This window comes from Paenibacillus rhizophilus (genome assembly GCF_003854965.1).
Lineage (GTDB): Bacteria > Bacillota > Bacilli > Paenibacillales > Paenibacillaceae > Paenibacillus_AQ > Paenibacillus_AQ rhizophilus.
In genome coordinates, this window is record NZ_RQPI01000021.1 from 1 (window position 1) to 24,438 (window position 24,438).

The following is a 24,438-nucleotide window of genomic DNA, read 5'->3' on the forward strand; positions in this document are numbered from 1 at the left end:
TTTGCCTCCAGCTTCCTTCAGATTCCGCCTCGCGACGGACACCCTTGCCTTTGGCTAACAGTTCCTACTGCCAAGCCTGTAGCGGACTTTCACCGCCTAGTTATCGCCCATGCCGGGCGCACTATAAAAAGAGGGCTGCCGCCTCTGCCGATCAACGGCTTGCGGGCAGCAGCCCTCTTTTCTATCCCCGCGCGGCGGCCAACAGGATGATATGGCATACGCGGACACACTCACAGCGTTCGGAAAGCTTCGGAAGCGGCAAGCACCGCTTTTGAATCAGCCGCACGCCGCGCGCTGATCCGAAGGAATAGCCCCGATAGCGACGCCAGAATCTGCTGAAACAGCATGCCGGAAATAACCGGCAGCGCGACGGCCGGCGGGAAATACTTCAGCGCCAGAACCGCTCCCGCGCTGAGATTGCGCATACCCGAATTGAACTGGACGGCAACCGAGTCCTCGTAGTTCCAGCGGAAGCGCCGGGCCGTCAGCGCCCCGATGACATAACCGAGCACAACCGTCGCGAAGGTGACGGATATGATGATAAACAGCTGGCCGTCCGGATGCTTCAGATAGCGGGCGATGCCTGCCCCGTTGATAGCCACCACGGCGAACAGCCCCAGCTTCACAAAGGGCGCAAGCGGCGGCCCCCATACCTTGTTCACCCGCCCCTTGGTCCACTGGTTCAGCAGCATGCCCACAACGGAAGGGGCAACAATCATGTACAGCAGTCCTTTCATCATATCCCACAGCCGGATTTCGATGCTCGTGCCCATCAAAAGATGCAGCGTGCCCGGCACAATCAGCGGCGACAGCAGCGTGTCGATCAGGATCAGCGCCAGCGTAAGCGCGATATTTCCGCCGTATATCGACACCCAGACAACGCTGACCACACCGGTCGGAATGGCAAATAGAAGCACATAGCCCGTCACCGTATAGGGATCGTCCAGAAAGACCGCCCTTGCGGCAAGCCAGCCGACGACCGGCATAATGACATGAAGAATAATCATCAGAATGATCAAACGCTTCGGCTTCGCCAGTACGGCGAGCAAATCCCAGATGTTGGATTTCAAACTGCCGACCAGGGTCATCACGGCAAAAATCCAAGGCACCAGCCATGCATACGGCAGCAGCCGGCTCTCGTTCAAGACACCGAACGCAATCGCGCTTGGCGTGAGCAGCGGCATGATTTTTTCCAGAAAAGAATTGGACCGCATCAGTCCATCGCGCAAAGACAATGATCTCCCCCCCTGTGTGTACGTAATCCGACCTGTTGTCTCGATAGGGTTTGCCCGGTTTCGCATACCCAAATCATAACAGATTTTAAGCTTTATGAGATGTCGAAACCGTGGCTTATTACAGGCACGGCGGCAGTTCCGGGAAGAATTTACGGCGGAATGCCGACTGGTCATTATTACTGAGACGGCCATCTTGAGACGGCTCGCCCCTTGCAAAACGCCGTCAGGGCCGTCCCCCGATGCGCTGCTGCGCTTGGGAAACGGCCCTGACGGCCTGTCTATATCGGCTGCCGATTGGCGGAGTGTCAGCTTTCCGACCAACTGACCGTAAATTCGTTATATCCTTTTTTCGTCTTGGACGCCGCCCCATTAATGGTCAAAGGGCTAGTTCCTCCGAGCCGTCCCTTTATTGAAATCGAGCTCGAAGTCACGCTCTGTGTTCCTTCGCCGAGGCCCTTGATTCGAACGTACTCCGAATAGACCATTCCCATCGTATCCAGCGTTTCCTGCGTATAATACGTCAGCTTCGACTGCCGTACTCCTCCAAGAACGGAATCCGAAGAAACCGTAATTACGGCATCGTAAGGAACCGGAAAATCGAGCGGCAGATACTGCGGGCGCTCCTTGCTCTCGGACGAGCTTCCGCCGCTTGCCGTACTTCCGCCCGACCCGCTTGCCGCCGACCCGGATGTGGAACCGATCTTCACCTTCTGATTGGCCGCGTCATACGCAATCGGAATATCGAGTGCATCCGCGAGCGCCCGGGTCGGCAGATAGGTCAATCCGCCATATGTGATCGGCGTCAGCGTCTTGCCGTTCCCGTCCTTGAGCTTATAAGCGGAGCCGTTCACCTCAATGCGAAGGCTGTGATTGAGATACGCCTTGATCTGCTGCAAATTGGCCCCGGCGAAGACTCCCGCCGAGCCGGACGCCAGCATAGCGGTCGTCAGACCCGCAATGAACCACTTCTTTTTCACAAGTATCCTCTCCCGTCCCAAGAAATGATGAATCTTACAATCTCTTTATCATTAACACATTCGGAAAAAGGCTAATCGCTCCGGAACGCGTCCGTCGGGAAGTCTAGACTCCCTGCGGAAACAGCGCATCCAGCGCGGGGCAAGGCTGGCGGTCCAGAAAGCGTTCCAGTTCCGCCGGCATCGGTTTATAAATATCTTTAAGTGAAGTCCCTTCGTAAATATTTCCGATAACGACCGGATGGCATAATTCGGAGATCAATATATCGCCATTGCCGTGCAGATGCAGCTGGGTCTTGCCCTCAATGCAGTGCGGAAAATAAACGCCGGGCTGCTCCCGGAAGCCGAGCGCTTCCATGAACCGGTCCATGCAGGTGAAGTACAGCACGGTATCCTCTTTTTTGTGGGCAATCAGATCGTTGACTGCTTGTTTAAGCGCCTCCCGGGCCGCAATCGATTTCCAGCCGGTGTGGTCCATAACGATACTGTTCTGAATTTCGTGCGTGCGGACGCCCATGGAGTAGACATGCTCGCTGATTTCCCGCATACGATGCTCGGTCTCGCTGAACAGCAGCGTTTCCAGCACAGTGTCCACTTCCGTCTTCGCGAACAGCGAGATGTTCTCCCTGATTTTTTTGTACACGTTAGGATGGATGTTGTAATACCGCGAGAATTCATCTGCCGAAGTGAAATTAAACGAAATATGTATGGTCGTCAGTCCCGCGAGGGCAAGCTTGTCAATTCTCGCCGCGCTCAGCAGACTGCCGTTGGAATTAAGCTGCGTCTGGATTCCTCTTGATGCGCAGTATGCGACCACCTCCAGACAATCGTCGAACTTCAGCGTTACTTCACCGCCGGAAAGGCGGACTCTTTTTAAAGAAGGAAGCTCTTCAAGAATTCGGATAATCTCTTTCCCCTCAAGGCCCTGCCCGTCGTTCCGTTTATATGCGCAGCAGTAGTCGCAGCGGAAGTTGCAGTTCGACGTAACGCCGATTTCCAGCCCCTCCAGCTCCCAAGTTTGCGGTTTGACAAGCTCCAGTGATTTGTAGGTCATGCTCTTAGGTCCTCCCGAGAAGTATTTGTGGGCTTCGCCCGATGCTTGAACCTAAGTGATTATAGCGGTTTACGCTCCCGGAATATGTGACTTTTTTCGTGATCAGGCGCACTACCTCCAAATACCGTTCATGTATAGTAAAACTATGAAAGAAACGCCAAGCCTCATCCTGAAACTTTCAAAATTTGATTCAAATCCTCTTTTTTGAACGGCTGCCCGGATACAATGAATTTGCTGGTCAACCAATCAACCTACAGGAGGTCAAATTATATGATTGCAAATCTCAAGATCGCCGATAACACCTATTGGGTCGGAAAAATAGACGACCGTGAAGTTCCGTTCCACCGTCTCGTGCTGGCAAAGGGCACCACCTATAATTCCTATTTATTAAAAACGGGCAAGCCCACCGTCATCGACACCGTTGATATGGAGTTTGGACGGGAGTATGCGGAACAACTGGCTGAAATGATCGATCCGCTGGACATTCATTATATTGTGATCAACCATACCGAACCCGACCATTCCGGCGGACTGGCCGCACTCGCGGGAAAAGCAGTCAATGCCGTCATCGTTTGCACGGAAATCGCTGTACCGGAGCTTCAGGAAATGTACAAGCTTCACAACCGGAACTTCCTTGTTGTAAAAGACGGAGACACGCTGGACATCGGCGGCAAGACGCTGCTGTTTAAAGAAACGCCTTACCTTCACACAGCGGAAACGATGATCACCTACTGCATCGAAGATAAAATACTGTTCCCGTGCGATATTTTCAGCACGCATGTCGCGGCTAAGCGCCTGTTCGCTGACGAAGCCGGCTTTGATATTACCGAAGATTTCAAGGGCTATTACAGCGCCATTATCCATCCGCACCGCAGATATGTAAGAACACTGATCGAAGCGGTCAAGGACCTTGAGATCGAAATGATCGCCCCCTCCCACGGATTCGTCATCCGTCAGGATGTGCGCAAATTTATCGACCTGTACGCCGAATTGAGCCGTGAAACGACTCAAGGAAAAAAAGCCGCCATCGTCTATACCACCATCAAGAACAATACACGGAAAATGGCTATAATTCTGCAGGATTCCCTTCAGGAGAATGGAATCGAGACAGCGGTCTGGGATGCCGACAAAGCGGATGCGGCGGATATTCTGGCCAGCGTCACGGCAGCCGATGCCGTCTTCGTAGGCAGCTCCACCCGGTATGCGGATATGATCGGAAATCTGGAGCCGATTTTGGAGCAGATGCAGACGATGAACCTTGAAGGCAAGCTGGCCGCCGCCTTTGGCTCATACGGATGGAGCGGGGAAGCGATCGAGGTAATCCAGGACTATCTGAACGGGACCAACATGAGCGTGCAGAGCACTTCGGGAGTTATCAAGACGACCGGGATGACCCATGTTGAATTTCCGGTAAGAGTCCGTTTCTCGCCCAAAGAACCCGAGAAAGAACAAAAAATCAGACATGCGGCGGAATTCGTTTCAGACCTGCTGCTGAGCTCATTTTAGAAAGGAGGAAGCGTTCATGACGAAACCATATGTCATTATAGGCGGCGGGGTGGCTGCCGTTCATGCGGCAAAGGCGATCCGGGACCGGGACGAAGTAACGGAAATTATCATTTTCGGCGAAGAGAATCATCTTCCTTACAGCCGGATCAAGCTGACTAAGGGCCTGTTCACCGACCTGCACAGTGAAAAGGTGCTGATTAAAAAAGAAAAATGGTATCTCGCCAACCGGATAACCGTGTGTACATCCACGCGCGTCGTAGCTCTCCGTCCGGATCTCCGCCAGATCGAGACCGAAGATGGAAGAACGTGGGAGTACGGCAAGCTTCTCCTGTGCATGGGAGCCCGGAACCGCGCGTTCCCCGTTCCGGGAGCCGGACTCCACGGGGTTCATTCGATTCGGGACATGAAGGATGCCGATACGCTCAAGTCAGGCCTTACAAGCGGCAGCCGCGTCGCCGTAATCGGAGGAGGCGTTCAGGGCCTGGAAACGGCATGGGCGCTGCGTGAAGCCGGTTACGCGGTAACCGTCATCGAAGCCTCTCCCCGACTGATGGCCCGCCAGTTGGACCGCCATTCCTCGGAGCGCCTCCGTTTGGAGCTGGAAAGCTCCGGCGTCACGGTCCGCCTGCATTCCGGCGTTGCCGCCATCGAGGGAACCGGATCGGTTCAGGGAATCCGGCTGGAAGACGGCTCTCAGGTTCCCTGCGATCATGTTGTCTATTCCATAGGCATCCAGCCGAATACGTCCATTGTCAAAGATACGGACCTTGAGGTTCGGAACGGCATCGTTGTGAACGACCGCCTGGAAACCAGTATAGCGGGTATTTATGCCGCCGGAGACGTAGCCGAACTGAACGGCCATGTGGAGGGGCTTTGGGGCGGAGCGCTCGAACAGGGGCGTACGGCGGGCTTCAACATGGCTGCCGACGACCAGGAAGTCTACGTCAAAGCGGTGCCTGTTACTCTGTTCAACGCCTTCGGCATCTCGCTGTTCTCCATCGGAACGGTCGATGAAGACCGGTGCGACCTCATGCTGACCGGCGAGCAAAACGGAGTGTATACGGCCATCTTTGTGAAAGAGAACACAATAATCGGCGCCGTTTCCTGGGAGGGCGCAGCCGCCTCCCTGAGCTACAAGGAAGCCGTCGAGCGGAAAATCGGGCTTGAAGGCATGAACCTTGCCGGTATGGATATAGCCTCGGTCATGGACGAAGTGAAGTCCCGGCTGAGCGGGAAGACATGCAGCGCCTAACCCAAATTACATTCAGGAGATGAGTAAGATGAAAAAATACATCTGCGAGCCTTGCGGTTATATATACGATCCGGCGGTTGGCGATCCCGACGAGGATGTCGCTCCGGGAACCGCTTTTGAAGATCTGCCCGAAGATTGGGTCTGCCCCGTCTGCGGCGAGGATAAAGATCATTTCGCGCCGGTCGGGGGCGCGTAAGCTTAAGCGCCTTTTCATGAAGCAAAGACCGGAGCCCAAACCGTGATAACAGGAGTGATGAGAGATGACCGAGCATTCATGCCAATACGCCGCTGAGCCCTGCACCCGGAAGGTACCGATCTTTGCTTCGCTCACCGATCAGGATCTGTCCCGCATCGGAGCTATGATCAAGCATCGTAAATATGTTAAGGGACAGCCGCTGATTCTGGAAGAGCAACCTTCGGATACGCTCTTTATTATTCGCCGGGGCCATGTGAAATTGTCCAAAATGACCCCCCAGGGGAAGGAGCAAATTTTGCGCATTTTGACGGCGGGCGAGTTTTTCGGCGAGCTCAGCATTTTTGGCGGCGGGGAGCTCAGCAACTTCAGCGCGTATGCGCTGCAGGACACCGATATCTGCAAACTGACCCGGGCCGATATGGAGACGATTATTACCGCGAATCCGGATATTTCGCTCCGGCTGCTGAAGGCCGTTACCCAGCGCCTCGCCCATACGGAAAATTTGGCGCAGAGCCTTGCGACCAAAGATCCGGAAATCCGGATCGCCCATATGATTCTGGAGCTTAGTGTAAAATACGGCAAGCTGCGGGACGGCAGTCTGGACATTCAGCTTCCCCTGTCCCGGGAAGAAATGGCCAATTATGTCGGTGTGACCCGGGAGACGATCAGCCGTAAATTCGCCCGTTTCGAGGAACTGAAGCTGATCAAGCTCATCGGCAATAAGCGGATGATTCTGAAAGATCCGGCCGCCATGGAGAAGTATTTGGATTAGCGAAGAAAGAGATACGGGTGTCATGCCGTTTGGCTTGACACCCGTTTTTTATGTTCTTTTTCTGTGTGTAAATATGAAATAATATTTTATTTGACAGTTACTATCATTTTATATAGAATGCCATTATCGAATTCATTTTTTTGAAAGGTGGTTTATCTATATGACAGGTTCTTTAAGATCGAAATGGTGGGTCCTCTTCGCGCTCACCTTCGGTCTGCTCGCTGTCGGGCTGGATATGACCGTTCTGAATGTGGCATTGCCGACACTGGCCGTGGATATGCAGGCATCGACGGGCCAACTTCAGTGGATTTTGGATTCTTATAATTTGGTGCTGGCCGCCATGCTGCTTCCAGCCGGCATGCTGGGCGACCGTTACGGACGAAAAAAGCTGCTTCTATTCGCTCTTGTCTTGTTCGGCGCCGCTTCGGCGGCATGCGCCTACTCCGGCACTCCCGCTATGATGATCGGCATGCGGTCGCTGCTCGGGCTCGGCGCGGCGTTTCTGGTTCCGCTGTCGATGTCCGTGCTGCCGGTGATGTTCACCGGGGCGGAACGGACCAAGGCCATGATCATCTGGGCTTCCGCCAATATGCTCGGCATCCCACTGGGTCCCATCCTCGGCGGCTGGCTGCTCAAGCATTACAGCTGGGGCTCCGTCTTTCTGCTCAACCTCCCGCTGATCGCCGTCGCGTTGATCGCCGTCACGCTGCTTATGCCGGAATCGCGCAGCGCTGTGCGCCCCCGTCTTGATATTCCCGGCGTTCTCGCTTCCAGCCTGGGTCTCACCGGTGTTACCTACGGAGTGATCCGTGCCGGTGAACACGGCTGGGGAAATCCGGGAACGCTCGGCACGCTGATTGTGGGGGCTTTGATTCTGACGGCCTTTATTCTTTGGCAGCGCCGGACGAAGCATCCACTGATCGAGCTGTCTCTTTTCCGGTCTCCCAGCTTTACTTGGGGCACGATTCTTGCCACCAGCGTATCCTTCGCCATGTTTGGCCTGCTCTTTGTGATGCCCCAATATTTTCAGGCCGTTAACGGGGCAGATGCTTTAGGCACCGGGCTCCGCCTTCTCCCCATGATCGGCGGGCTGCTGGTTGGAGCAAAGGCAGCCCAGGCTCTTCTTCCCCGGCTTGGCGCAAAGTACACCGCCGCGGGGGGCTTTGCGTTCATGACGGCCGGGCTTGTTGTCGGGACAGCCACCGGCCTGGATACCGGCTACGGATTCGCTGCTCTCTGGATCACCGTTGCCGGGCTTGGCCTTGGATTCGTGCTGCCTACCGCCATGGACTCCGCGCTCGGCGAGCTGTCTGCGGAGCGGAGCGGCGTCGGCTCTGCTCTAATCATGGCGATGCGCCAAGTCGGAGGAGCCGTAGGGGTAGCCCTGCTGGGGGCGGCGCTTAACTCGACCTACCGCGGCAATCTCGCGCTCGGCGGACTCGATAGTCAAACCGCGGACACGATCAAGCAAAGCGTATCCGCTGGAGCCGCTGCGGCGCGGCAGACCGGCTCAGAAACGCTCCTCGCCGCTGTCCGGTCCGCTTTTGTCCATGGGATGGATACGATGCTGTGGATCTGCGGAGGCATTGCGGCGGTCAGCTTCCTGCTTGCTCTCCTTTTCCTTCCCCGCCAAGCTGTCCGCAAGGAGGCCGACGCGCCTTCTGCAGAGCTTATTTGAACACCGGGGTTGTCCCTCTCCCGAAAAAAAAGGTACACTGGAGAGAGGGCTCCTCTTCCGGAGTCCCGCTGAAAAGGGTTGATGGAGGGATTGCCGTGCCGGATTTAACTCGGCCGAAGGTCGGACTGCGTGAACGAAAGAAGATCAAGACGAAGGCCTCAATTCAGCAGAACGCGCTGCGGCTGTTCCGCGAGCAGGGCTATCAGGCCACCACGGTGGAACAGATTGCCGAAGCCGCCGAAATTTCGCCCAGTACTTTTTTCCGGTATTTCGCGACAAAAGAAGCTGTTGTGCTGGAGGATGACTACGATCCGCTGCTAATTGAAACGTACCGGAACCAGCCTCCCGAACTGGACGCCGTCCAGGCATTCCGGAATGCCGTCCGCGAAGGCTTCCTGCAAATTCCCGAGGAGGAACAGGGCGGCATCTGGGAGCGGGTCTCGCTGGTCATGTCCGTACCCGAACTGCGCATCGCGATGATTCACCAAATTGCCGGAACTACCGAGATGGTGGCCGGCATTATTGCCGAACGCGCGGGACGCGAAGCGGGCGAGCTGAAGGTCCGTAATGTGGCCGCTGCTGTTATCGGTTTGGTCATTTCCGCGCAGATGTATTATGTCGAACACCCGGAAATGGATTTTTTGGAGATACTGGATGAATCTCTGGCGCATATGCAAGCCGGGTTCCCGCTTTGATACAGCGTCCGGCTCTGACAACGCCTGCCTGGATTCTCGGGCGCCGCGCGGCGTCTGTAAACTAAACGAGGCTGTCCGAAGATTTTAAGTATCACCTTCGGGACAGCCTCGTTCGTCTTATTCACTTAACTATTCGCTAAATTACTCGCTTAATTCCACCGACTTGTTCATCTCATTCCACGCCTTTTGGCCGATCAGGCCCAGACGCCAAACGGCAATCCCTTTCAGACCGTAACGCTTGGCAAGGCCGATCTTCGTATTGACGGAGCTTTCGTTCTCGCTGTAGAGAGAGACGCCCAGCACCAGCTTGTCCTTCGTCGTCTGCTTCAGGGCGAGCCGGATCGCCTCGTCTACTTTGGCCGTCGGTTCGGGGCGTTTTTCGTCCTCGTAGGCGTAAGCCATCACAATCAAATCGTCGGCCAAAGACGCGAGCGTCTTGTAATCGTAGCCGGTGTAAGAACTGTTGATCGGATGGACGGCGATGCTGAGCTTAAGCCCCTGCGCGCGCGCTTTGCCGGACAGATTCTTCACAAAAGCGTTATACTCCGCAGCAGCCTTCGCCTTGTCTCCAGTCATGCCGAGACCCTCCAGATCCAGCATGATGCCTTTGAAGCCCTTTTGCACGGCCAGCTCCATAATATTCGCGATCGTTCTCTCCTGAAGCGCCTTGTCCTCCAGGTTCTTGGTCACTTCCAGGCCGTCGTCTCCGGAATAGACCATAAGATATGGCGTTGTTCCTCCGGTGTCTGCGTTCTGCACCATATATTCCGGCGTAATGTCGCCGTCTGCCTGCGGCCAGTAGTGATCCGCGCCCGTGGTGGTCAGCTCGCCGTTCTTGTCCAGCCGGCTCCATCCGAACGCCATCGCGTCAAAATCCGGAAGCAGCGCATATTCGCTGTAAGAGGAAATCGCATAAAAGCCTAGTGTGTACATCTCCGTCTTCGGCGACGTGATCGACACTGTCTTCGTCAACTGGTTCCACGATACTTTCGCGCCAAACTGCTGGCTGAAGAAACTCAGCGGGATCATCGTTGTCCCGCGTATCGTCTGCGGCGCAACGGCCAGCTTCGCGGAACCGCCGTTCACCAGCGCTGTCTTGCTGCCAAGCGTCAGAACCACCTTTTTCACTCCCGCTTTGTCCAATCTGGAGGCGGTAATTTGCTTCGCGCTCTGATTCCACAGCACCGTAATTCCCAGCGCTTCGGAAATGGCCCGGAACGGCACCATCGTCGTGCCATTCATAACCGATGGCTCCACCGGAAAAGGCAGCGGATAGCCGTCCAGAATAATGCCGACTCCACCGGCCGCCGAAGCGGTCCCCGGCGCGGCCGCCGGGGCGCTCCCCAGCAATAGCGCGCCGCACAGCAATATTTTTCCCCAATGCTTCATTAGTCCAATTCTCCTGTTCCCTATAAAAATAGCAACCCTATCTTTAAACGCTTTAGGAAGCATATAGTTGCCATTTTTCAGGGAATTTTTATAAATGTAACGACGCCACAGGCGCTCGCCGACCGCCGTTTGGGACTTTTCACCCTAAAGATGACGCCCATGCTGGGCGTACATTGAAAAAAGGCCCTTTCGGACTGAATCCGAAAAGGCCTTGGAATTTTGCCGTCTACTGCGGGTCAATCGGCGTTGAATCAGCTCAGCGTAGCAAGATCCTCCCGCTTGAAGGGCTGCAGTTCTTCGATGCGATCGTTGCGGATCTTGGCCGCCCAAGCGGGGTCAGTCAGCAGTGCTCGACCGACGGCGACGAGGTCGAACTCTCCGTGCTCCAGACGCTCGATCAGGTTGTCAATGCCGGCATACTGCCCGCCCTTGCCCTCCTCGAACAGGCTTGTGAAATCGGAGTCCAGGCCGATAGAGCCTACGGTAATAGCCGGCTTGCCGGTCAGCTTGCGAGTCCAGCCCGCCAGATTGAGGTCCGAGCCCTCGAACTCCGGTTCCCAGAAGCGGCGAGTGGAGGCATGGAAAATATCGACGCCTGCCGCAGACAACGGCGCGAGGAAGCGCTCCAGCTCCTCCGGGTTCGCTGCAAGCTTGGCGCCGTAATTGACCGGCTTCCACTGGGAGAAACGGAAGATAATCGGGAAGTCAGGGCCGACCGCAGCTCGCACCGCCTCGATGATCTCCACCGCGAAGCGGGTGCGGCCAACCAGGTCGCCGCCATACTCATCCGTACGCTTATTGGTAAAGTCCCAGAAGAACTGGTCAATGAGATAGCCGTGCGCGCCGTGGATCTCCACCGCGTCAAAGCCAACGCTCTTCGCGTCGGCAGCGGCCTGGGCATAAGCCTGTACGAGACCGCGAATCTCTTCAACCGTCAGCGGTTCTGATACCTGCTCACCGGTCAGGCTGAGGCCTGACGGCCCGATCGGGTCGGCATTCGAATCCGGGAATTTCTTCCGCTCGCGGGCGGTTCCGGTATGCCAAATTTGCGGAGCGATTTTGCCGCCCGCTTCATGAACTTCGCGAACGACGCGCGCCCATCCTTCTAGAGCTTCCTCCCCGTAAAAATGCGGCACGCCGTGGTCAGCAGCCGCAGCAGGATGGTTAATGACTGTTCCTTCGGTGATGATGAGACCGACGCCGTTTTCCGCCCTCCGGCGGTAATATCCGGCCACGTCTGGACCTGGAACGCCTGTTGGCGAAAAGGATCGGGTCATCGGCGCCATGACAATACGATTTTCAAGCTTAAGTCGGCCGCCTTCAAAAGGCTTGAACAGAGCCGCAGCAGTATTGGATACAGTCATCTCATTCTCTCCTCCTATATATAAAAAGTATTAATATGTAAATACAAATATATAGATTAATCGATGGAAATGCAAGCTATACGGAGAAATCCTCCAGGGCTGCTACTTCTTCGCCTGCAGTCCGGCCGCAAAGCCCTCCAAAAAGGCTGTGATCGCTTCTTCATTTCGTCTGTAATAGGTCCATTGGCCATAGCGGCGGGACTCCAGCAGTCCGGCCTTCTGCATAGATGACAGGTATGAGGAGATGACCGACTGCGCGAGACCGGATTTTTCCTGAATGCTTCCCACGCAGACACCGCCCGGGAACTCTTCTTTAATGACATTAGGCAGATTCTCATTCATTTTTTCCGGCTCCCGCAGCCAGCAAAGGATGTTGAGGCGAGTCTCATTAGACAGAGCCTTCAGTACCGCAAGAATATCTTCATTTTTCATTACTCGACACCCATTCTTGGTTGATTTGTTCCCAGTATACCAAAAGTTCTACCTTTGAGAATAATCATAAACACATTATTTATTCAGACTGCGCATTCCGCCGGGAGACCTGTTAAAATTTGATGAGCGTTAAAAAGCGCCCTTTTTATATGTAAAGCTTAACTGCTTCTATAAGCAATGGCGTCCAGCATACATAGGCATGCCTCGTTCACGAAATCTGTAGTCGTCGTCATTCGCGCAGGAAAATGATCCTTCTTGAAATATTTATAAAACACATCCTTCGCCGCGCTGAAATCCTTAATATTCTTGAGATACAGATTGATCTGGATAATATCGTCAAATGTAGCTCCGGCCGATTCCAAGGTAGACGTCAAGCTGTCAAAGCTGGCTTGCATTTGGTGTACGATATCATCTGATTCATGCCCGCCTGCGTGATGCGAGAGAAAGATAAAATCCCCTGCCGATACGTAAGATGAGCAGGTATCATCTCCATAATGCGATGGCGTTCTAACAATCATCCCAAACATCCCTTTCCGGTGGAAAATAATTGCGTATGCCCATTTTACCAAACATATGTTCGTAATACAACCTCTATTTTACATGAAAAAAGACAGCCGCCAGGCTGCCCTTTTCCGTTAATTCAATATTAAGTTTACCTTAGACTTACGACAACCGGCCGCTGTAATCCTCATAGCCGAAGGTGCGGATCACCTTGATGCCTTCTTCTTCGTTGTAGGACACGATCGAAGGCAGGTTGACGCCGTTGAACATATGGTTCTTGACCATCGTGTAATGCGCCATGTCGAGGAATACGAGACGGTCGCCGTTCTTCAGCGGCTGCTTAAACGAATAATCGCCGATAATGTCGCCTGCGAGACAGGTCAGTCCGCCAAGGCGATACGTATGCTCATACTCGCCCGGCTGCCCGGCGCCGATGATGTTCGGCCGGTAAGGCATGGCCAGCACATCGGGCATATGGCATTCCGCCGAGGTGTCGAGAATGGCGATTTCCATGCCGTTCTTGACCACGTCCAGCACTGTCGCCACCAGATATCCGGTATTCAGGGCGATGGCTTCGCCCGGCTCCAGGTAAATCTGGACATTGTATTTTTCCTTCATATATAAAATACAGCGCACAAGCGTCTCCACATCGTAATCGGAACGCGTAATATGATGCCCGCCGCCGAAGTTCAGCCACTTCATGCCTTTCAGATAGGGGCCAAATTTCTCGTCCACGACCTTGATCGTCCGCTCCAGTGTATCCGAGTTCTGCTCGCACATCGTATGGAAATGCAGACCCTCGATACCGTCCAGCTCCTCCGGCCGGAAGTTGTCCAGCGTCACGCCCAGTCTGGAGTTGTTGTAGCAGGGATCGTACAGCGGAATCTCGATTTCGGAATACTCGGGATTCACGCGGATGCCGCAGCTGATGTGCTTTGAAGCGCTCTGAACCTTCTCCTTATAGCGATTCCACTGGTCAAAGGAGTTAAAAACCAGATGATCGCTGTACTTCATCAGCTCGTCAAATTCCGAGTCCACATACGCCGGAGCGTAGGCGTGAACCTCTTTGCCCATTTCCTCATAGCCGAGACGGGCTTCAAACAAGGAGCTGGAAGTGACGCCTTTCAGATATTTCCCTACCAGCGGATAGAGAGCATGCATGGAGAAGCCTTTTTGGGCCAGCAGGATATGCGCGCCCGTACGCTCTTGAACATAGTTCAGCAGCTCAAGATTTTTGACAAGAAGCCTTTCGTCTACAACGTAACTTGGTGTAGGAACCGCGCTGAAATTGATCTCTTTCATCGTTCTTCCTAATCCAACAGCGTAGGCGAGAAATCTTCCTGCCACGGCAGTCCTTTAGTATTCAGCAGCTCCATAAATGGATCCGGGTCAAGCTCTTCCACATTATATACGCCCGGCTTCATCCAGGTGCCCTTGATCATCAGCATAGCGCCGATCATGGCCGGTACGCCCGTTGTGTAGGAAATGGCTTGGGAGCCTACTTCACGATAGCATTCCTGATGGTCGCATACATTGTAGACGTAGTAATTCTTCGGCTCGCCGTCTTTGGTGCCTTGAGCGATGATGCCGATGTTCGTCTTGCCCTTCGTTCTCGGTCCGAGCGACGCCGGGTCCGGCAGAACCGCCTTCAGGAACTGCAGCGGAATGATTTCTTTGCCTTCGAACATAATCGGCTCGATTGAGGTCATGCCGACGTTCTCCAGAACCTTCAGGTGAGTCAGGTAGTTTTGGGAGAAGGTCATCCAGAAGCGGATTTTCTTGATTCCCGTAATATTTTTGGCCAGGGATTCCAGCTCTTCATGATACAGCAGGTAAATATCCTTCGGTCCGATTTCCGGCAGGTCGTATACCTTCTTCTCGGAAAGCGGCGGCGTTTCGATCCATTCGCCGTTCTCGTAGTAACGTCCGTTAGCGGTAATTTCGCGGATGTTGATCTCCGGGTTGAAGTTGGTCGCGAACGGATAGCCGTGATCACCCGCGTTGGCGTCCACGATATCGATGGTATGAATTTCGTCAAAATAATGCTTCAGCGCATAGGCCGAGAATACGCCGGTTACACCCGGGTCAAAGCCGCATCCAAGGACAGCCATAATGCCGGCTTCTTCAAATTTCTTCTTGTACGCCCACTGCCAGCTGTATTCGAATTTCGCCGTTTCCGGCGGCTCGTAGTTCGCGGTATCCAGATAATGCACACCCGTTGCAAGACAGGCATCCATAATGGTCAGGTCCTGGTAAGGAAGCGCGACGTTAATAACGACGTCCGGACCAAAGCTTTTGATGAGTTGAATAACCTCGTCGGTATTGTCCGCGTCAACCTGGGCCGTCTGAATCTTTGTGCGGCCTCCGTCCAATTTATTTTTCAAAGCTTCGCATTTTTCGACCGTTCTGCTCGCAATACAGATCTCCTCAAAAACATCCGGGTTCTGGCAGCATTTATGAACAACAACGCTTGCGACGCCGCCAGCGCCGATAATTAACGCTTTTCCCAAAATGAAAGACCTCCTCAAAAAAGTTTGTGGTGAAACAGCTTCATTAAAATATGATTTCAGCACAATTCGCTTCGAAAGCGCATGCTTATGAAAAATCAACAACGCTGATTATACAAAACATGCCGCAAATAATCAATAAAAATCGACGAATACCGTGATAAATTTACACAAACGCTAATTTTCCTTGGGAATCCTCAAAAATCCAAGGTAATCCTCCGTTTTTCATCGCTTTAAAACGATAAAATCGGCAGAGCCTACAGTTTAGCTATACCCTTTTCCGGCAGAAATAAACGGCCCTTGTGAGGCCGCCATACTGAATGGATCAATTAATTCATTGTATCACAGTCGACTTTAGGATCACAGCATGCCGGGTTTTACCCGGGAACTGATCGTTTCGGCCATATCGGCATCACCGAGCTGCCGTTCGGCTTCCGCGCCTCCCATCGGCGGCTGCTCCGAACCCAGCGTTTGAGTGGCCGGCGTAGGGGGCTGGCATTTTCCTACTAATGTGCAGGTTTTTCAGGTGAATTTGGCCCGTTCCCCGACTACGGAAATAGGGACGACACAGACACAGTGATAAAACGATCAAGGACCCAATCTCCCGGCAGCCCGGGGATGGGTCCTATTGAATGGTCATGACGGGGTGAAATCAAGCTTCTACTGCCCGAATCCCACCCGCGGACGCTGCCGCTCTTTCGTCTCCACACATACCGAACGGACGGACGTAATCGGAATGTAATGAATCTGGTAGTCGGTCACATATTTGATGAACTTCTCACCCACCTCTTCCAGAACGCCATCATTCAGGCAGGAACCGTCCAGAAAATAAACCGCCGCTTTCTCTCCTTGCAGTGAATTTAACATGTTCTCTCTCCTTCCAGTTACTACAAATGGGTAATCACTTTGTCGATAATGCCGTAATCCAAAGCTTCCTCGGCGGACATGAAGAAATCCCGGTCCATATCCTTCTCGACTTTCTCAACCGGCTGACCGGTCCGCTCCGAGGTGATACGGACGATCCTTTCCCTCACCTGCAGGATGCGTTTGGCGCTGATCGCAATGTCACTGGCCTGCCCCTGCGCCCCTCCGTGCGGCTGATGGATCATAATCTCGCCGTTCGGGAGACAGCATCGTTTGCCGGTCGCCCCCGACAGCAGCAGAAAGGCGGCGAAGGAAGCCGCGAAGCCCGTGCAGATCGTATTCACCTGGGGCTTGATCAATTGCATCGTATCATAAATGCCGAACCCCGCGGAAGTGGAGCCCCCCGGACTGTTAATATACATATGAATATCCTTGTCCGGGTCCTCCGCCGCCAGGAACAGCAGCTGGGCGATAACGCTGTTGGCCAATTGGTCGTCGATCGCCGCCCCTAGGAATACAATCCGGTCTTTCAGCAGCCTGGAGTAAATATCGTAGGAACGCTCCCCCCGGCTCGTCTGTTCCAGCACATAAGGAATATAGCTCATTTTCGCTTACCTCCACTGATTGAATTTTATGTCCGTTTCCTGACCCGTATACGGTTGAAGGCACCAAAAAGATACCGAGGTAGAGACCTGATAAAAAAGTTTTCAGCCGCGTATCGTTTCCGCTTCGTTATTCGTTTACACTGGGAAGAAAGAATGGATTAGAGACATCTCTTATGCGGAGGAGGAATGCGCATGATCACCCCGAAACGCGCGGATGAAGGGAAGCTGCTGGATGAGAGCGGAATTCTTCTTTTGCAGGCGGCACTGAAAAGATACTGTCTGTCGCTTACCCGCTCAAGCTGGGATGCCGAGGATTTGGCGCAGGATACCTGGCTAAAGGCGCTTACCCCCCTGCGGGCCGGGCACGGCAATCCGGAAGCCTTCCTGCTGCGCGTCGCCAAAAATACATGGCTCGATGCGGCGCGGAGAAAATCCGTGCTAAGCCGAAAGCTGCCGCTGATGAACGAACCGGCGAAGGTTGCTCAGGGCAGCGGAGATTTCGCGGCGGAAATGGCCCTTCAGGCGATGATGAAGCATCTGTCCCCGCTTCAGCGGACGGTGTTTCTCTTGCGGGACGTGCTGGAGTATTCGGCCGTTGAAGCGGCGGAGCTGCTGGGCACCACGGAGGGAGCCGTCAAAGCGGCGCTGCACCGGGCGCGCCGGGCCTTGCCCGCGCTGCGCGAGGAGCTGGCCCCGGACGGTCCTCCGCTGCCGGAGGAGCCCGGCTTCCGCGAACTGCTGAAGCGGATGTCCGCCGCCTACGAGCACGCCGACATTGCCGGGCTGATCGCACTCGCGCGGCAGGAGAACGAAGAAGCGGCCGATGCCGTCGGCTGGATGCAGGATGCACGGCCGTACAACACAGGCCGAAGCGGCTGCGATACCGTCATGTCCATGGCAGCGTAATTCCAAGCTGAGAGCTGCCTGCTTAAAGCTGAACATCAAGAAGCGCCATGCCGGCTTCGGCTATGGCGCTTTCTTTTGTCGCTCCGTTTCATATTCATAAATAAGTTGGTCCCTAACCGCGTCCTGTTCTTTACTGTGAACCACCCTGTGCAGCCGCCTTCTTCCCTATTCCAAAACGTGACGTTATTTTTCTGGCAAGTCCGGGCAGAAGCGCAAACCCGTCTTTTTCAAACAGGGAATTGACTGTAAAATAAATCGGGAAGATCAGCGCCGACAGCATGATTCCCCACATTACAAACGATAAGTAGGAATGGACAGGGAGACTGACACTCTCCACGACCAGATGGATGAAGACGAACAGCGCGATATTGGCCCCCCACTTTTTAAAGGTGAGCCACGGACTGCGGTCCATAAGCCTTCGGTTGGCATAAATAATCATATCCGTCGAGCGGTAGAGCAGCGCCGCAATCGTGCCCATCAATACCCCATAGATTCCGAACAGCAGGACAAATCCGATGGAACAGACGAGATTGATGACGGATTCCAGAATCGATCTTCCCTGGGTGCTGCGGAAATGGCCGGCGATTTCGATCACATTGTCCACCGGAGCCCTGGCATTCATCAGCAGCTTGGCCGTTGCGAACAGCAGAGGCAGCAGATAATCGATGTAGTTGTTGTCTCTGATCCCGGCCGTGTACAGATGCATGAACGGCAGAATCATAATCGTAACCACACTGATCACCGCAAAGATAAAACCGGTATAGTACGTCTCGTACAAATTGTACATTTTCATGAACTTCTCCCGGTTGTCGAAATAGCTTTGGCCAAGCGCGAATTTGAAACTGCCTGTGACCATATGCACGAGATTGTCTACAAAGTTGAACACCATATTGTACAGAACGTAGATACTGACGATTTTCAGATTGGTAAAGACGGTCAGCACCAAAATATCCGTATTTCTGAATATCAGATAGGACAGTTCGTGGATAAGCGCGGAATTCTTTTGGCTGATCGCCCCATAATCGGGTTTCCGGTTCAGATCGATCCAGCTGTAATATTTACGGATATAGATCCGGTAGAACACGATCTGCAGCAGGATGACGATGAAATAAACCGCTTGCACTGCGATAATATTAAAGCCTTGAAGCAGCAGCACAATGCGGACCAGACTGTTCGCGACATTGGCAATGGTGCCGACCGAAGAATCGATGTAGCTCTTCCCCTCGGCAAGCAGCAGCACTCTAAACTTCCCCTGAAAATAATAATTGACCGCGCCGCCCAGTCCGCTGAGCGCCACAACCGCCATGACCGTCACCGCGTTGAATCCGGATTCAATCACAAATGGATAAACAACCGCAATCAGGACGACCGCTGCAAAATAATAAAGTCCCGTTTTTTTGTAATAAATCGAGGTAGCAGCCAAAATATCATTGATCTTGGAACGGTCATTCTGACCGATCGGCCGATAGAGGGCCTGAATCGACGCGGCGCCGACGCCAGCTTCCAGCAGGGATAAATAGGCGATGATCTGTGTGATGGAGGCGACTAGCCCATTGGCTTCCGAACCGTAATTCAGCATAATCAGCCGGGGAATAAAGAAGCTGAGCGCAATGGTAACCAACTGGCTGAGCAACCCGATGGAGATATTAAGAAAGCTGCGTTTGGCAATCATACCGTTCCTCCTTTATATGATGGTTTAACTGCTTCGTTAAGCTGCTTCGATTAACCCCGCTTATTGGACAGCTGCCCGCCGTTTCCTGTTACGCCGTCGCATGACGGAGTGTGGAGCGGATGCGGGACTTGAGCTTGATGGCAGCCTGCTGGCATCCGAGCAGCATCCGGTACAGCTCCGGCGCGATCAGAAAAGCGCGCACATGCGCTTTCGCATTGCCGTTCTCTTTGGTCCAGCGCTTGATTAAATCACGCATTTCTTCATTTAAACGGGGATAATGCCTGTCGATATCCCGCATCAGCGTCCGGATTGAGACCTTATCGGAGCTTCCCAGGCAAGTCTTTAAATTGTAAAAATAGTTCTCGATCATATGGCGGTACATCAGCGTATCCTTAACCTCCTTAAGCTCCGGACGTCCGTCCATAAACGCGCCGGCACGCTTGAAGGCATCGGCAAAGTCAAATTTCTTGACATTGTACACGCCGGAGATGGAGGTAGTCCGGTGGAGATAGAAAGACAGCACCCTGTCGATAAAAACAACGTCGGCCGCCCGCGCCAAAGCTTTAAACGTATATTCCTGGTCCTCGCCGTTCACGCAGCCGGGTGTGTAAAGAATCCCTTCCTCCTCCAGAAGCTGTCTTCGGTAGGCGACACTGGCCGTCCAGATCCGCATATCCTGATCGACGAGCACATGCCGCAGCGCATCCGCGCCCGACATTTGCGCCGGGAGACGGGGGGTGTCCCGATAAAAGTCGTAGAGCTGCTTCCCCTTCTCGTCGACCAGCGTCCATTTCCAGCATACAATATCGGGAGTTCCCTTATCCGCCGCCTGGGCAAAGGCTTCAACCAGACCGGGGTCCACATGATCGTCGCCGTCCAGAAACAGAATATAGTCGCCGGCCGCTTCCTCTGAGCCCCGGTTCCTGGCGGCGCTGACTCCGCCGTTCTCCTTGGTGATCAGCCGGCAGTTCGCCAGCCTTCCACTGTCGATAAAGTTCCGGACCGCCTGCCCCGTCCCGTCGGTGGAGCCGTCGTCAACGACAATCGTCTCAAAATCTGTACTGCTCTGTCTTGCGAGCGATTCGAGCGTATAACCGATATACGCCTCGACATTGTACGCCGGAATGATCACGCTTAGCTTCACAAGCTCTCCTCCTTTTGACGGCTGTTTCCTCATTTATTTCCGGTCAGAACGGCCGGCTTGAATTTTACGGCGTCGCCGCCGCCTATACTGTCGTTAAACAGCGCCTTCAGCTTGGCGCCGATGATCTCCTCGGAATATTGGGTGCGGACAATTTCCATCGCCCGGTCTCCCATTTCCGAGCGAAGCTCCGGGTTCGACAGCAGCTTCCGAAGCGCGTCGGCCAGCCGGAGCGGGTCGAGATTTTCTGCGAGAAGTCCATTCTCCCCGTCCCGGATAAGGCCTCTGACCCCCATGACGTTGAAGGCCGCGGCGGGCAATCCGCAGGCGCCCGCTTCCAGAAGGACCAGCGGAAGTCCTTCGTAGCGCGAGGGAAGCACAAACAGCTCGCAGGCGTTATAATAATGCCTCAATTGATTTTTGTCCCGGACCGAGCCAAGCAGGATGATTTTATCCTCAAGACCGGCATCCGAGATCCGTTTCCGCAGCTCCTGCTCATCCGGTCCGCTTCCGGCGATCAGTACCTTCAGCTCCGGAAAGTCATTGAGCGACTCGATCGCCTGAACGAGCAGAGAGTGCGCTTTTTGGTGCTCATCCAGTCTTCCAACCGTTATGATATAACGCGAGCCGGAGTCCAGGCCCAAAGCGCGGCGCGCTTCTTCCCGGTCTTCCCGGTGGAAGATGGAGCGGTTAACGAAATTCGGAATGATGCGGATGCGGTCTTTCATATTGGGCAAAGACGACAGCATGCTCCGATGTTCATCTTCATTAAGCGTCGTCAGATACGCGGCCTGGCTCAAGGTCCGTTTCTTGAGCGGCATCAGGAACTTCGGTATGCTGCCGCCGTGATAGGCGGCAACGATCGGTATGCCCAAAGATTTGGCAACGCCCGCCAGCCGTTCGAACCGTCCGGATGCGTATTCCTGCGCGTAGAGAACATCGATGCCGTCATCCCGCAAAATCTGCGCAAGATCGGGCTGAATCGTGGAGGTGTACTGGGAGATGTATTTAAAGACAGGGGTCCGGCTCGAGAACGGAATCCGGTCATACATCCGGTACAGCGTGCCGATCGGTATGAACTTGACCGTACAATCGACCACTTTATGATGATAGGTCCGGGCTTCGCCGCCGGTTTTTGTGAAATTGTAGATGGTGGTTTCGATCCCGTGCTCACGGAGCAGACGGGCATAATCAAACGAAAAGTCATTGTGGTAGGACTCGACATACTCCCGTTCGTTGATGCCGAGGCCCTTCACGAAGAAATCCTCGAAGTAATTGGTGTGCATGAAAATGCCGATATGCATCATACGTTCCTCCCCGTAGATAAGAATTTGACCCGAACGCGGCTCTCTGCCGGGCAACCTACATCAGGCTCTGATTCTTCTCTTTGCGGAACGGAAAGATCAGGGTGCTGTACAGCAGGCTGTAGAATGCCTCGCTAGTCGACAGGATAAGGGCGGCCATTTTCAGTTTCGGTCCGATCGGCTTAGCCGTCATAATTACGGACAGATTCTCGCGCAGGAACCTTTTGACCTTTTCGACATCCTCGCTTTGACCGGTTCCGCCTTTTTGCCTGAGCAGATAATTATACAGCTCCATCGCTTCATTAATTACGACGTTAGCGGCCCAGCCCCAGGTAGCCTTGTCGATTTGGTCCCGGTACTGGCTTCTCACCTTATCGTATTTCTCATAGGCTCCGTAGAACTTGTCCTGGAGCTTTTTCAGATTTTTGCTTCCGGTGATGCTCTCTTTTCGCTTGAAGTAATAGTATTTGGGTATGTTGACCAGAGAGACCTTGGAGGCCTGCAAGAACAGTTTATAGGTTGTCGGAGTATCCTCGTAATACACGCCGACGGGATAGTTTACATTGCGGAACAGCTCTCTTTTGTAAAGCTTGTCCCAGGCCAGATTCTTGATCCGGACGTCCATCAGCAGCTCGCTTAGTCCTTCCACATTGCTCAGCACTCGGGGATAACCGTCGTAGTTGTTAATTTGGAACAGCTCGCCTTCAACCACCTCGTAGTGGCAGCATACGGCGATATCCGCTTCATTTTCGATCAGAGAGTGGTAGAGCAGCTCGTACATATCATCGGCAATCCAGTCGTCCGAATCGACAAAGCCGACGTACTTGCCCTCGGCGACATTCAGCCCCCAGTTTCTGGCGTCGGACAATCCGCCGTTCGGTTTGTGAATGGCCCTGACCCTCGGGTCCTTGGCCGCATACTGGTCGCAAATGGCAGGACAATTGTCGGGAGAGCCGTCATCGACAAGAATCAGTTCAAAGTTCTCGAAGCTCTGTGCCAGAATCGAATCCACGCATTTGTGGATATAGTTCTCCACGTTATACACAGGCACAATGATGCTGATTTCCGGTTTCATCGAAGCAGGCACCCCTTTTCATGGAAAATAAAGTTAAACTTAAACACTCACGTTCGGAGGACTGCAGACTCGTTAATTTCGTTCAAGGCACACTTTGAAATTGACTGGAATCCGTAAGTCCGACATAGTCTTAACCTCAATATATTTATCGCCAGGAAAAAGGTCAATGGACTTTCAGAAAACACGGCAAAAATGGCTCTAACGTAGTATAAGGGGGTAACTTTGAAGAGGGGGAAATGTACGCAAAAGGAATTGCCGCTCCCGCAAAGGTCCGTTGCAAGCCGGATCAAAAGGAGAAATGTCAAAAAAAGGAGGTATTCCGCGCATCAGGCGAAACCCCTCCTTTCTCATCCATATATAGTTGTAAAATCCATAAGTTCACTCTCCGCGCAAACGGTCCGGCTACTCGGCAATGGCCTTCTTCAGCTCCTCGACATAAGCGAGACCCAGTTTCGAAAGCGCGGCATCCTTATGGCAAATCCAGCCGACATTAATACTCTCGTCACAATCCAGCGGAACGGGAATGATCTCGTTGCCGTTAAGGTCTGCGCTGAGCACGCCGGTGGAGATCGTGTAACCGTTCAGGCCGATCAGCAGGTTGAATAGCGTCGCCCTGTCGTTGACCCGGATGCTTTTGGGATGGGACAGGGTGCTCAGAATTTCTTCCGAGAAGTGAAAGGAGTTATATTCCCCCTGCTCAAAGGACAAGTACGGGTATTCCTGAAGCTGGTCGATGGTCACGATGGACTGCTTGGCCAGCGGGTTGTGAATGCTGATAAAAATATGCGGCTTCGCGATGAACAGGCTGTTGAATATCAGCCCCGCGTCCTTCAGCAGCCTGCCCATAACCTTGGAGTTGAACTCGTTCAGATACAGAATGCCGATCTCGCTGCGCAGGCTTTTGACATCCTGAATGATTTCGTAGGTCTTCGTCTCGCGAAGAGCCACTTCATATTCGTCCTGGCCGTGCTGGCGCACCAGGTTCACAAAGGCGTTGACCGCAAAAGCGTAATGCTGAGTGGACACGGAGAAATGCTGAGGCGACGGTTTGGCGCCGAGATACCGGTTCTCGAGCAGTTCGGCCTGCTCCACCACCTGCCTGGCATAGCTCAAAAATTCCGCGCCTTCCTTCGAAAGCGAAATGCCTTTATTGGTGCGTTCAAAGATCGTAATCCCTATTTCTTCTTCCAGATCCCGAATCGCATTGGACAGGCTGGGCTGGGAGATGAAGAGCCGCTTGGCGGCTTCGTTCATCGAACCGCGGCCCGCCACCTCGATGACATATTTCAATTGTTGTAGAGTCAATGGGACTTTTC

Annotated in this window: 23 protein-coding genes; 7 read left to right on the forward strand and 16 right to left on the reverse strand. The window is 53.7% G+C overall.

Translation table 11 applies throughout. The features are described 5' to 3' along the window. Positions 1-230 precede the first annotated feature (230 nt). The 3 genes from EH198_RS22290 to EH198_RS22300 form a co-directional block, all read right to left on the reverse strand. Positions 231-1,235 (reverse strand): bile acid:sodium symporter family protein, encoded by a 1,005-nt coding sequence (locus EH198_RS22290; RefSeq protein ID WP_246014502.1) that lies wholly within the window; start codon positions 1,233-1,235, stop codon positions 231-233. 305 nt (positions 1,236-1,540) lie between these two features. Continuing rightward, positions 1,541-2,212, reverse strand: coding sequence for a stalk domain-containing protein (locus tag EH198_RS22295; RefSeq protein WP_124697725.1), 672 nt, complete (start codon positions 2,210-2,212; stop codon positions 1,541-1,543). A 103-nt stretch (positions 2,213-2,315) separates the two neighbouring features. Further along, complete coding sequence (locus EH198_RS22300; RefSeq protein WP_124697726.1) at positions 2,316-3,263, reverse strand: radical SAM protein; 948 nt, start codon at positions 3,261-3,263, stop codon at positions 2,316-2,318. Between the two features lie 270 nt (positions 3,264-3,533). On the opposite strand from EH198_RS22300, the gene EH198_RS22305 reads away from it, so the two are divergent. From EH198_RS22305 to EH198_RS22330, 6 genes are all read left to right on the forward strand, one after another. Then, entirely contained in the window at positions 3,534-4,769 is a 1,236-nt protein-coding gene (locus tag EH198_RS22305) for an FprA family A-type flavoprotein (RefSeq protein ID WP_124697727.1), read from the forward strand. A gap of 16 nt (positions 4,770-4,785) precedes the next feature. Beyond that, positions 4,786-6,021 carry an NAD(P)/FAD-dependent oxidoreductase gene (locus EH198_RS22310; protein WP_124697728.1) on the forward strand — a complete coding sequence of 412 codons (1,236 nt, stop codon included), beginning with the start codon at positions 4,786-4,788 and terminating at the stop codon, positions 6,019-6,021. A 28-nt stretch (positions 6,022-6,049) separates the two neighbouring features. Then, a complete protein-coding gene (gene rd, locus EH198_RS22315) occupies positions 6,050-6,217 on the forward strand; it encodes a rubredoxin (RefSeq protein WP_124697729.1) in 168 nt (55 codons plus the stop codon). A gap of 64 nt (positions 6,218-6,281) precedes the next feature. Further along, positions 6,282-6,989 carry a Crp/Fnr family transcriptional regulator gene (locus tag EH198_RS22320; protein ID WP_124697730.1) on the forward strand — a complete coding sequence of 236 codons (708 nt, stop codon included), beginning with the start codon at positions 6,282-6,284 and terminating at the stop codon, positions 6,987-6,989. Positions 6,990-7,149: 160 nt separating this feature from the next. Beyond that, complete coding sequence (locus tag EH198_RS22325; protein WP_124697731.1) at positions 7,150-8,667, forward strand: MFS transporter; 1,518 nt, start codon at positions 7,150-7,152, stop codon at positions 8,665-8,667. Positions 8,668-8,762: 95 nt separating this feature from the next. Then, on the forward strand, positions 8,763-9,362 hold the full coding sequence (locus EH198_RS22330; RefSeq protein ID WP_124697732.1) for an acyl-CoA-like ligand-binding transcription factor: 600 nt from the start codon (positions 8,763-8,765) through the stop codon (positions 9,360-9,362). A 141-nt stretch (positions 9,363-9,503) separates the two neighbouring features. On the opposite strand, the gene EH198_RS22335 is transcribed toward EH198_RS22330, so the two are convergent. From EH198_RS22335 to clpP, 8 genes are all read right to left on the reverse strand, one after another. Beyond that, positions 9,504-10,751 (reverse strand): stalk domain-containing protein, encoded by a 1,248-nt coding sequence (locus EH198_RS22335; protein ID WP_124697733.1) that lies wholly within the window; start codon positions 10,749-10,751, stop codon positions 9,504-9,506. A gap of 251 nt (positions 10,752-11,002) precedes the next feature. Further along, positions 11,003-12,115, reverse strand: coding sequence for an NADH:flavin oxidoreductase (locus tag EH198_RS22340; RefSeq protein ID WP_124697734.1), 1,113 nt, complete (start codon positions 12,113-12,115; stop codon positions 11,003-11,005). A 102-nt stretch (positions 12,116-12,217) separates the two neighbouring features. Next, positions 12,218-12,547: an ArsR/SmtB family transcription factor gene (locus EH198_RS22345; RefSeq protein WP_124697735.1), complete on the reverse strand. Its 330-nt coding sequence runs from the start codon at positions 12,545-12,547 to the stop codon at positions 12,218-12,220. A 158-nt stretch (positions 12,548-12,705) separates the two neighbouring features. Then, on the reverse strand, positions 12,706-13,065 hold the full coding sequence (locus EH198_RS22350; protein ID WP_124697736.1) for a RidA family protein: 360 nt from the start codon (positions 13,063-13,065) through the stop codon (positions 12,706-12,708). Between the two features lie 145 nt (positions 13,066-13,210). Beyond that, on the reverse strand, positions 13,211-14,350 hold the full coding sequence (gene nspC, locus EH198_RS22355; RefSeq protein WP_124697737.1) for a carboxynorspermidine decarboxylase: 1,140 nt from the start codon (positions 14,348-14,350) through the stop codon (positions 13,211-13,213). A gap of 8 nt (positions 14,351-14,358) precedes the next feature. Continuing rightward, the gene (locus tag EH198_RS22360) at positions 14,359-15,558 is read right to left on the reverse strand and encodes a saccharopine dehydrogenase family protein (RefSeq protein WP_124697738.1); all 1,200 of its coding nucleotides are present in this window, start codon (positions 15,556-15,558) and stop codon (positions 14,359-14,361) included. A 657-nt stretch (positions 15,559-16,215) separates the two neighbouring features. Then, positions 16,216-16,422, reverse strand: coding sequence for a hypothetical protein (locus tag EH198_RS22365; RefSeq protein ID WP_124697739.1), 207 nt, complete (start codon positions 16,420-16,422; stop codon positions 16,216-16,218). A gap of 20 nt (positions 16,423-16,442) precedes the next feature. Beyond that, a complete protein-coding gene (gene clpP / locus EH198_RS22370) occupies positions 16,443-17,024 on the reverse strand; it encodes an ATP-dependent Clp endopeptidase proteolytic subunit ClpP (RefSeq protein WP_124697740.1) in 582 nt (193 codons plus the stop codon). 192 nt (positions 17,025-17,216) lie between these two features. On the opposite strand from clpP, the gene EH198_RS22375 reads away from it, so the two are divergent. Continuing rightward, complete coding sequence (locus EH198_RS22375) at positions 17,217-17,930, forward strand: RNA polymerase sigma factor (RefSeq protein ID WP_185703020.1); 714 nt, start codon at positions 17,217-17,219, stop codon at positions 17,928-17,930. Positions 17,931-18,060: 130 nt separating this feature from the next. On the opposite strand, the gene EH198_RS22380 is transcribed toward EH198_RS22375, so the two are convergent. From EH198_RS22380 to EH198_RS22400, 5 genes are all read right to left on the reverse strand, one after another. Then, positions 18,061-19,602, reverse strand: a complete 1,542-nt coding sequence (locus EH198_RS22380; protein ID WP_124697742.1) for a lipopolysaccharide biosynthesis protein — start codon at positions 19,600-19,602, stop codon at positions 18,061-18,063. Positions 19,603-19,690: 88 nt separating this feature from the next. Next, positions 19,691-20,746, reverse strand: a complete 1,056-nt coding sequence (locus EH198_RS22385) for a glycosyltransferase family 2 protein (RefSeq protein WP_185703021.1) — start codon at positions 20,744-20,746, stop codon at positions 19,691-19,693. A gap of 29 nt (positions 20,747-20,775) precedes the next feature. After that, complete coding sequence (locus tag EH198_RS22390) at positions 20,776-22,047, reverse strand: glycosyltransferase (protein ID WP_185703022.1); 1,272 nt, start codon at positions 22,045-22,047, stop codon at positions 20,776-20,778. Positions 22,048-22,105: 58 nt separating this feature from the next. Next, on the reverse strand, positions 22,106-23,122 hold the full coding sequence (locus tag EH198_RS22395) for a glycosyltransferase family 2 protein (RefSeq protein WP_124697745.1): 1,017 nt from the start codon (positions 23,120-23,122) through the stop codon (positions 22,106-22,108). A gap of 402 nt (positions 23,123-23,524) precedes the next feature. Then, complete coding sequence (locus EH198_RS22400; RefSeq protein ID WP_124697746.1) at positions 23,525-24,427, reverse strand: LysR family transcriptional regulator; 903 nt, start codon at positions 24,425-24,427, stop codon at positions 23,525-23,527. Positions 24,428-24,438: the final 11 nt, after the last annotated feature.

Coding starts and splice junctions, on each gene's coding strand:
- EH198_RS22300 (WP_124697726.1), bottom strand. CDS start 3,263: ATGACCTACAAATCACTGGAGCTTGTCAAACCGCAAACTTGGGAGCTG.
- EH198_RS22305 (WP_124697727.1), top strand. CDS start 3,534: ATGATTGCAAATCTCAAGATCGCCGATAACACCTATTGGGTCGGAAAA.
- EH198_RS22310 (WP_124697728.1), top strand. CDS start 4,786: ATGACGAAACCATATGTCATTATAGGCGGCGGGGTGGCTGCCGTTCAT.
- rd (WP_124697729.1), top strand. CDS start 6,050: ATGAAAAAATACATCTGCGAGCCTTGCGGTTATATATACGATCCGGCG.
- EH198_RS22320 (WP_124697730.1), top strand. CDS start 6,282: ATGACCGAGCATTCATGCCAATACGCCGCTGAGCCCTGCACCCGGAAG.
- EH198_RS22325 (WP_124697731.1), top strand. CDS start 7,150: ATGACAGGTTCTTTAAGATCGAAATGGTGGGTCCTCTTCGCGCTCACC.
- EH198_RS22335 (WP_124697733.1), bottom strand. CDS start 10,751: ATGAAGCATTGGGGAAAAATATTGCTGTGCGGCGCGCTATTGCTGGGG.
- EH198_RS22340 (WP_124697734.1), bottom strand. CDS start 12,115: ATGACTGTATCCAATACTGCTGCGGCTCTGTTCAAGCCTTTTGAAGGC.
- EH198_RS22345 (WP_124697735.1), bottom strand. CDS start 12,547: ATGAAAAATGAAGATATTCTTGCGGTACTGAAGGCTCTGTCTAATGAG.
- EH198_RS22350 (WP_124697736.1), bottom strand. CDS start 13,065: ATGATTGTTAGAACGCCATCGCATTATGGAGATGATACCTGCTCATCT.
- nspC (WP_124697737.1), bottom strand. CDS start 14,350: ATGAAAGAGATCAATTTCAGCGCGGTTCCTACACCAAGTTACGTTGTA.
- EH198_RS22365 (WP_124697739.1), bottom strand. CDS start 16,422: ATGTTAAATTCACTGCAAGGAGAGAAAGCGGCGGTTTATTTTCTGGAC.
- clpP (WP_124697740.1), bottom strand. CDS start 17,024: ATGAGCTATATTCCTTATGTGCTGGAACAGACGAGCCGGGGGGAGCGT.
- EH198_RS22375 (WP_185703020.1), top strand. CDS start 17,217: ATGATCACCCCGAAACGCGCGGATGAAGGGAAGCTGCTGGATGAGAGC.
- EH198_RS22380 (WP_124697742.1), bottom strand. CDS start 19,602: ATGATTGCCAAACGCAGCTTTCTTAATATCTCCATCGGGTTGCTCAGC.
- EH198_RS22390 (WP_185703022.1), bottom strand. CDS start 22,047: ATGCATATCGGCATTTTCATGCACACCAATTACTTCGAGGATTTCTTC.
- EH198_RS22395 (WP_124697745.1), bottom strand. CDS start 23,122: ATGAAACCGGAAATCAGCATCATTGTGCCTGTGTATAACGTGGAGAAC.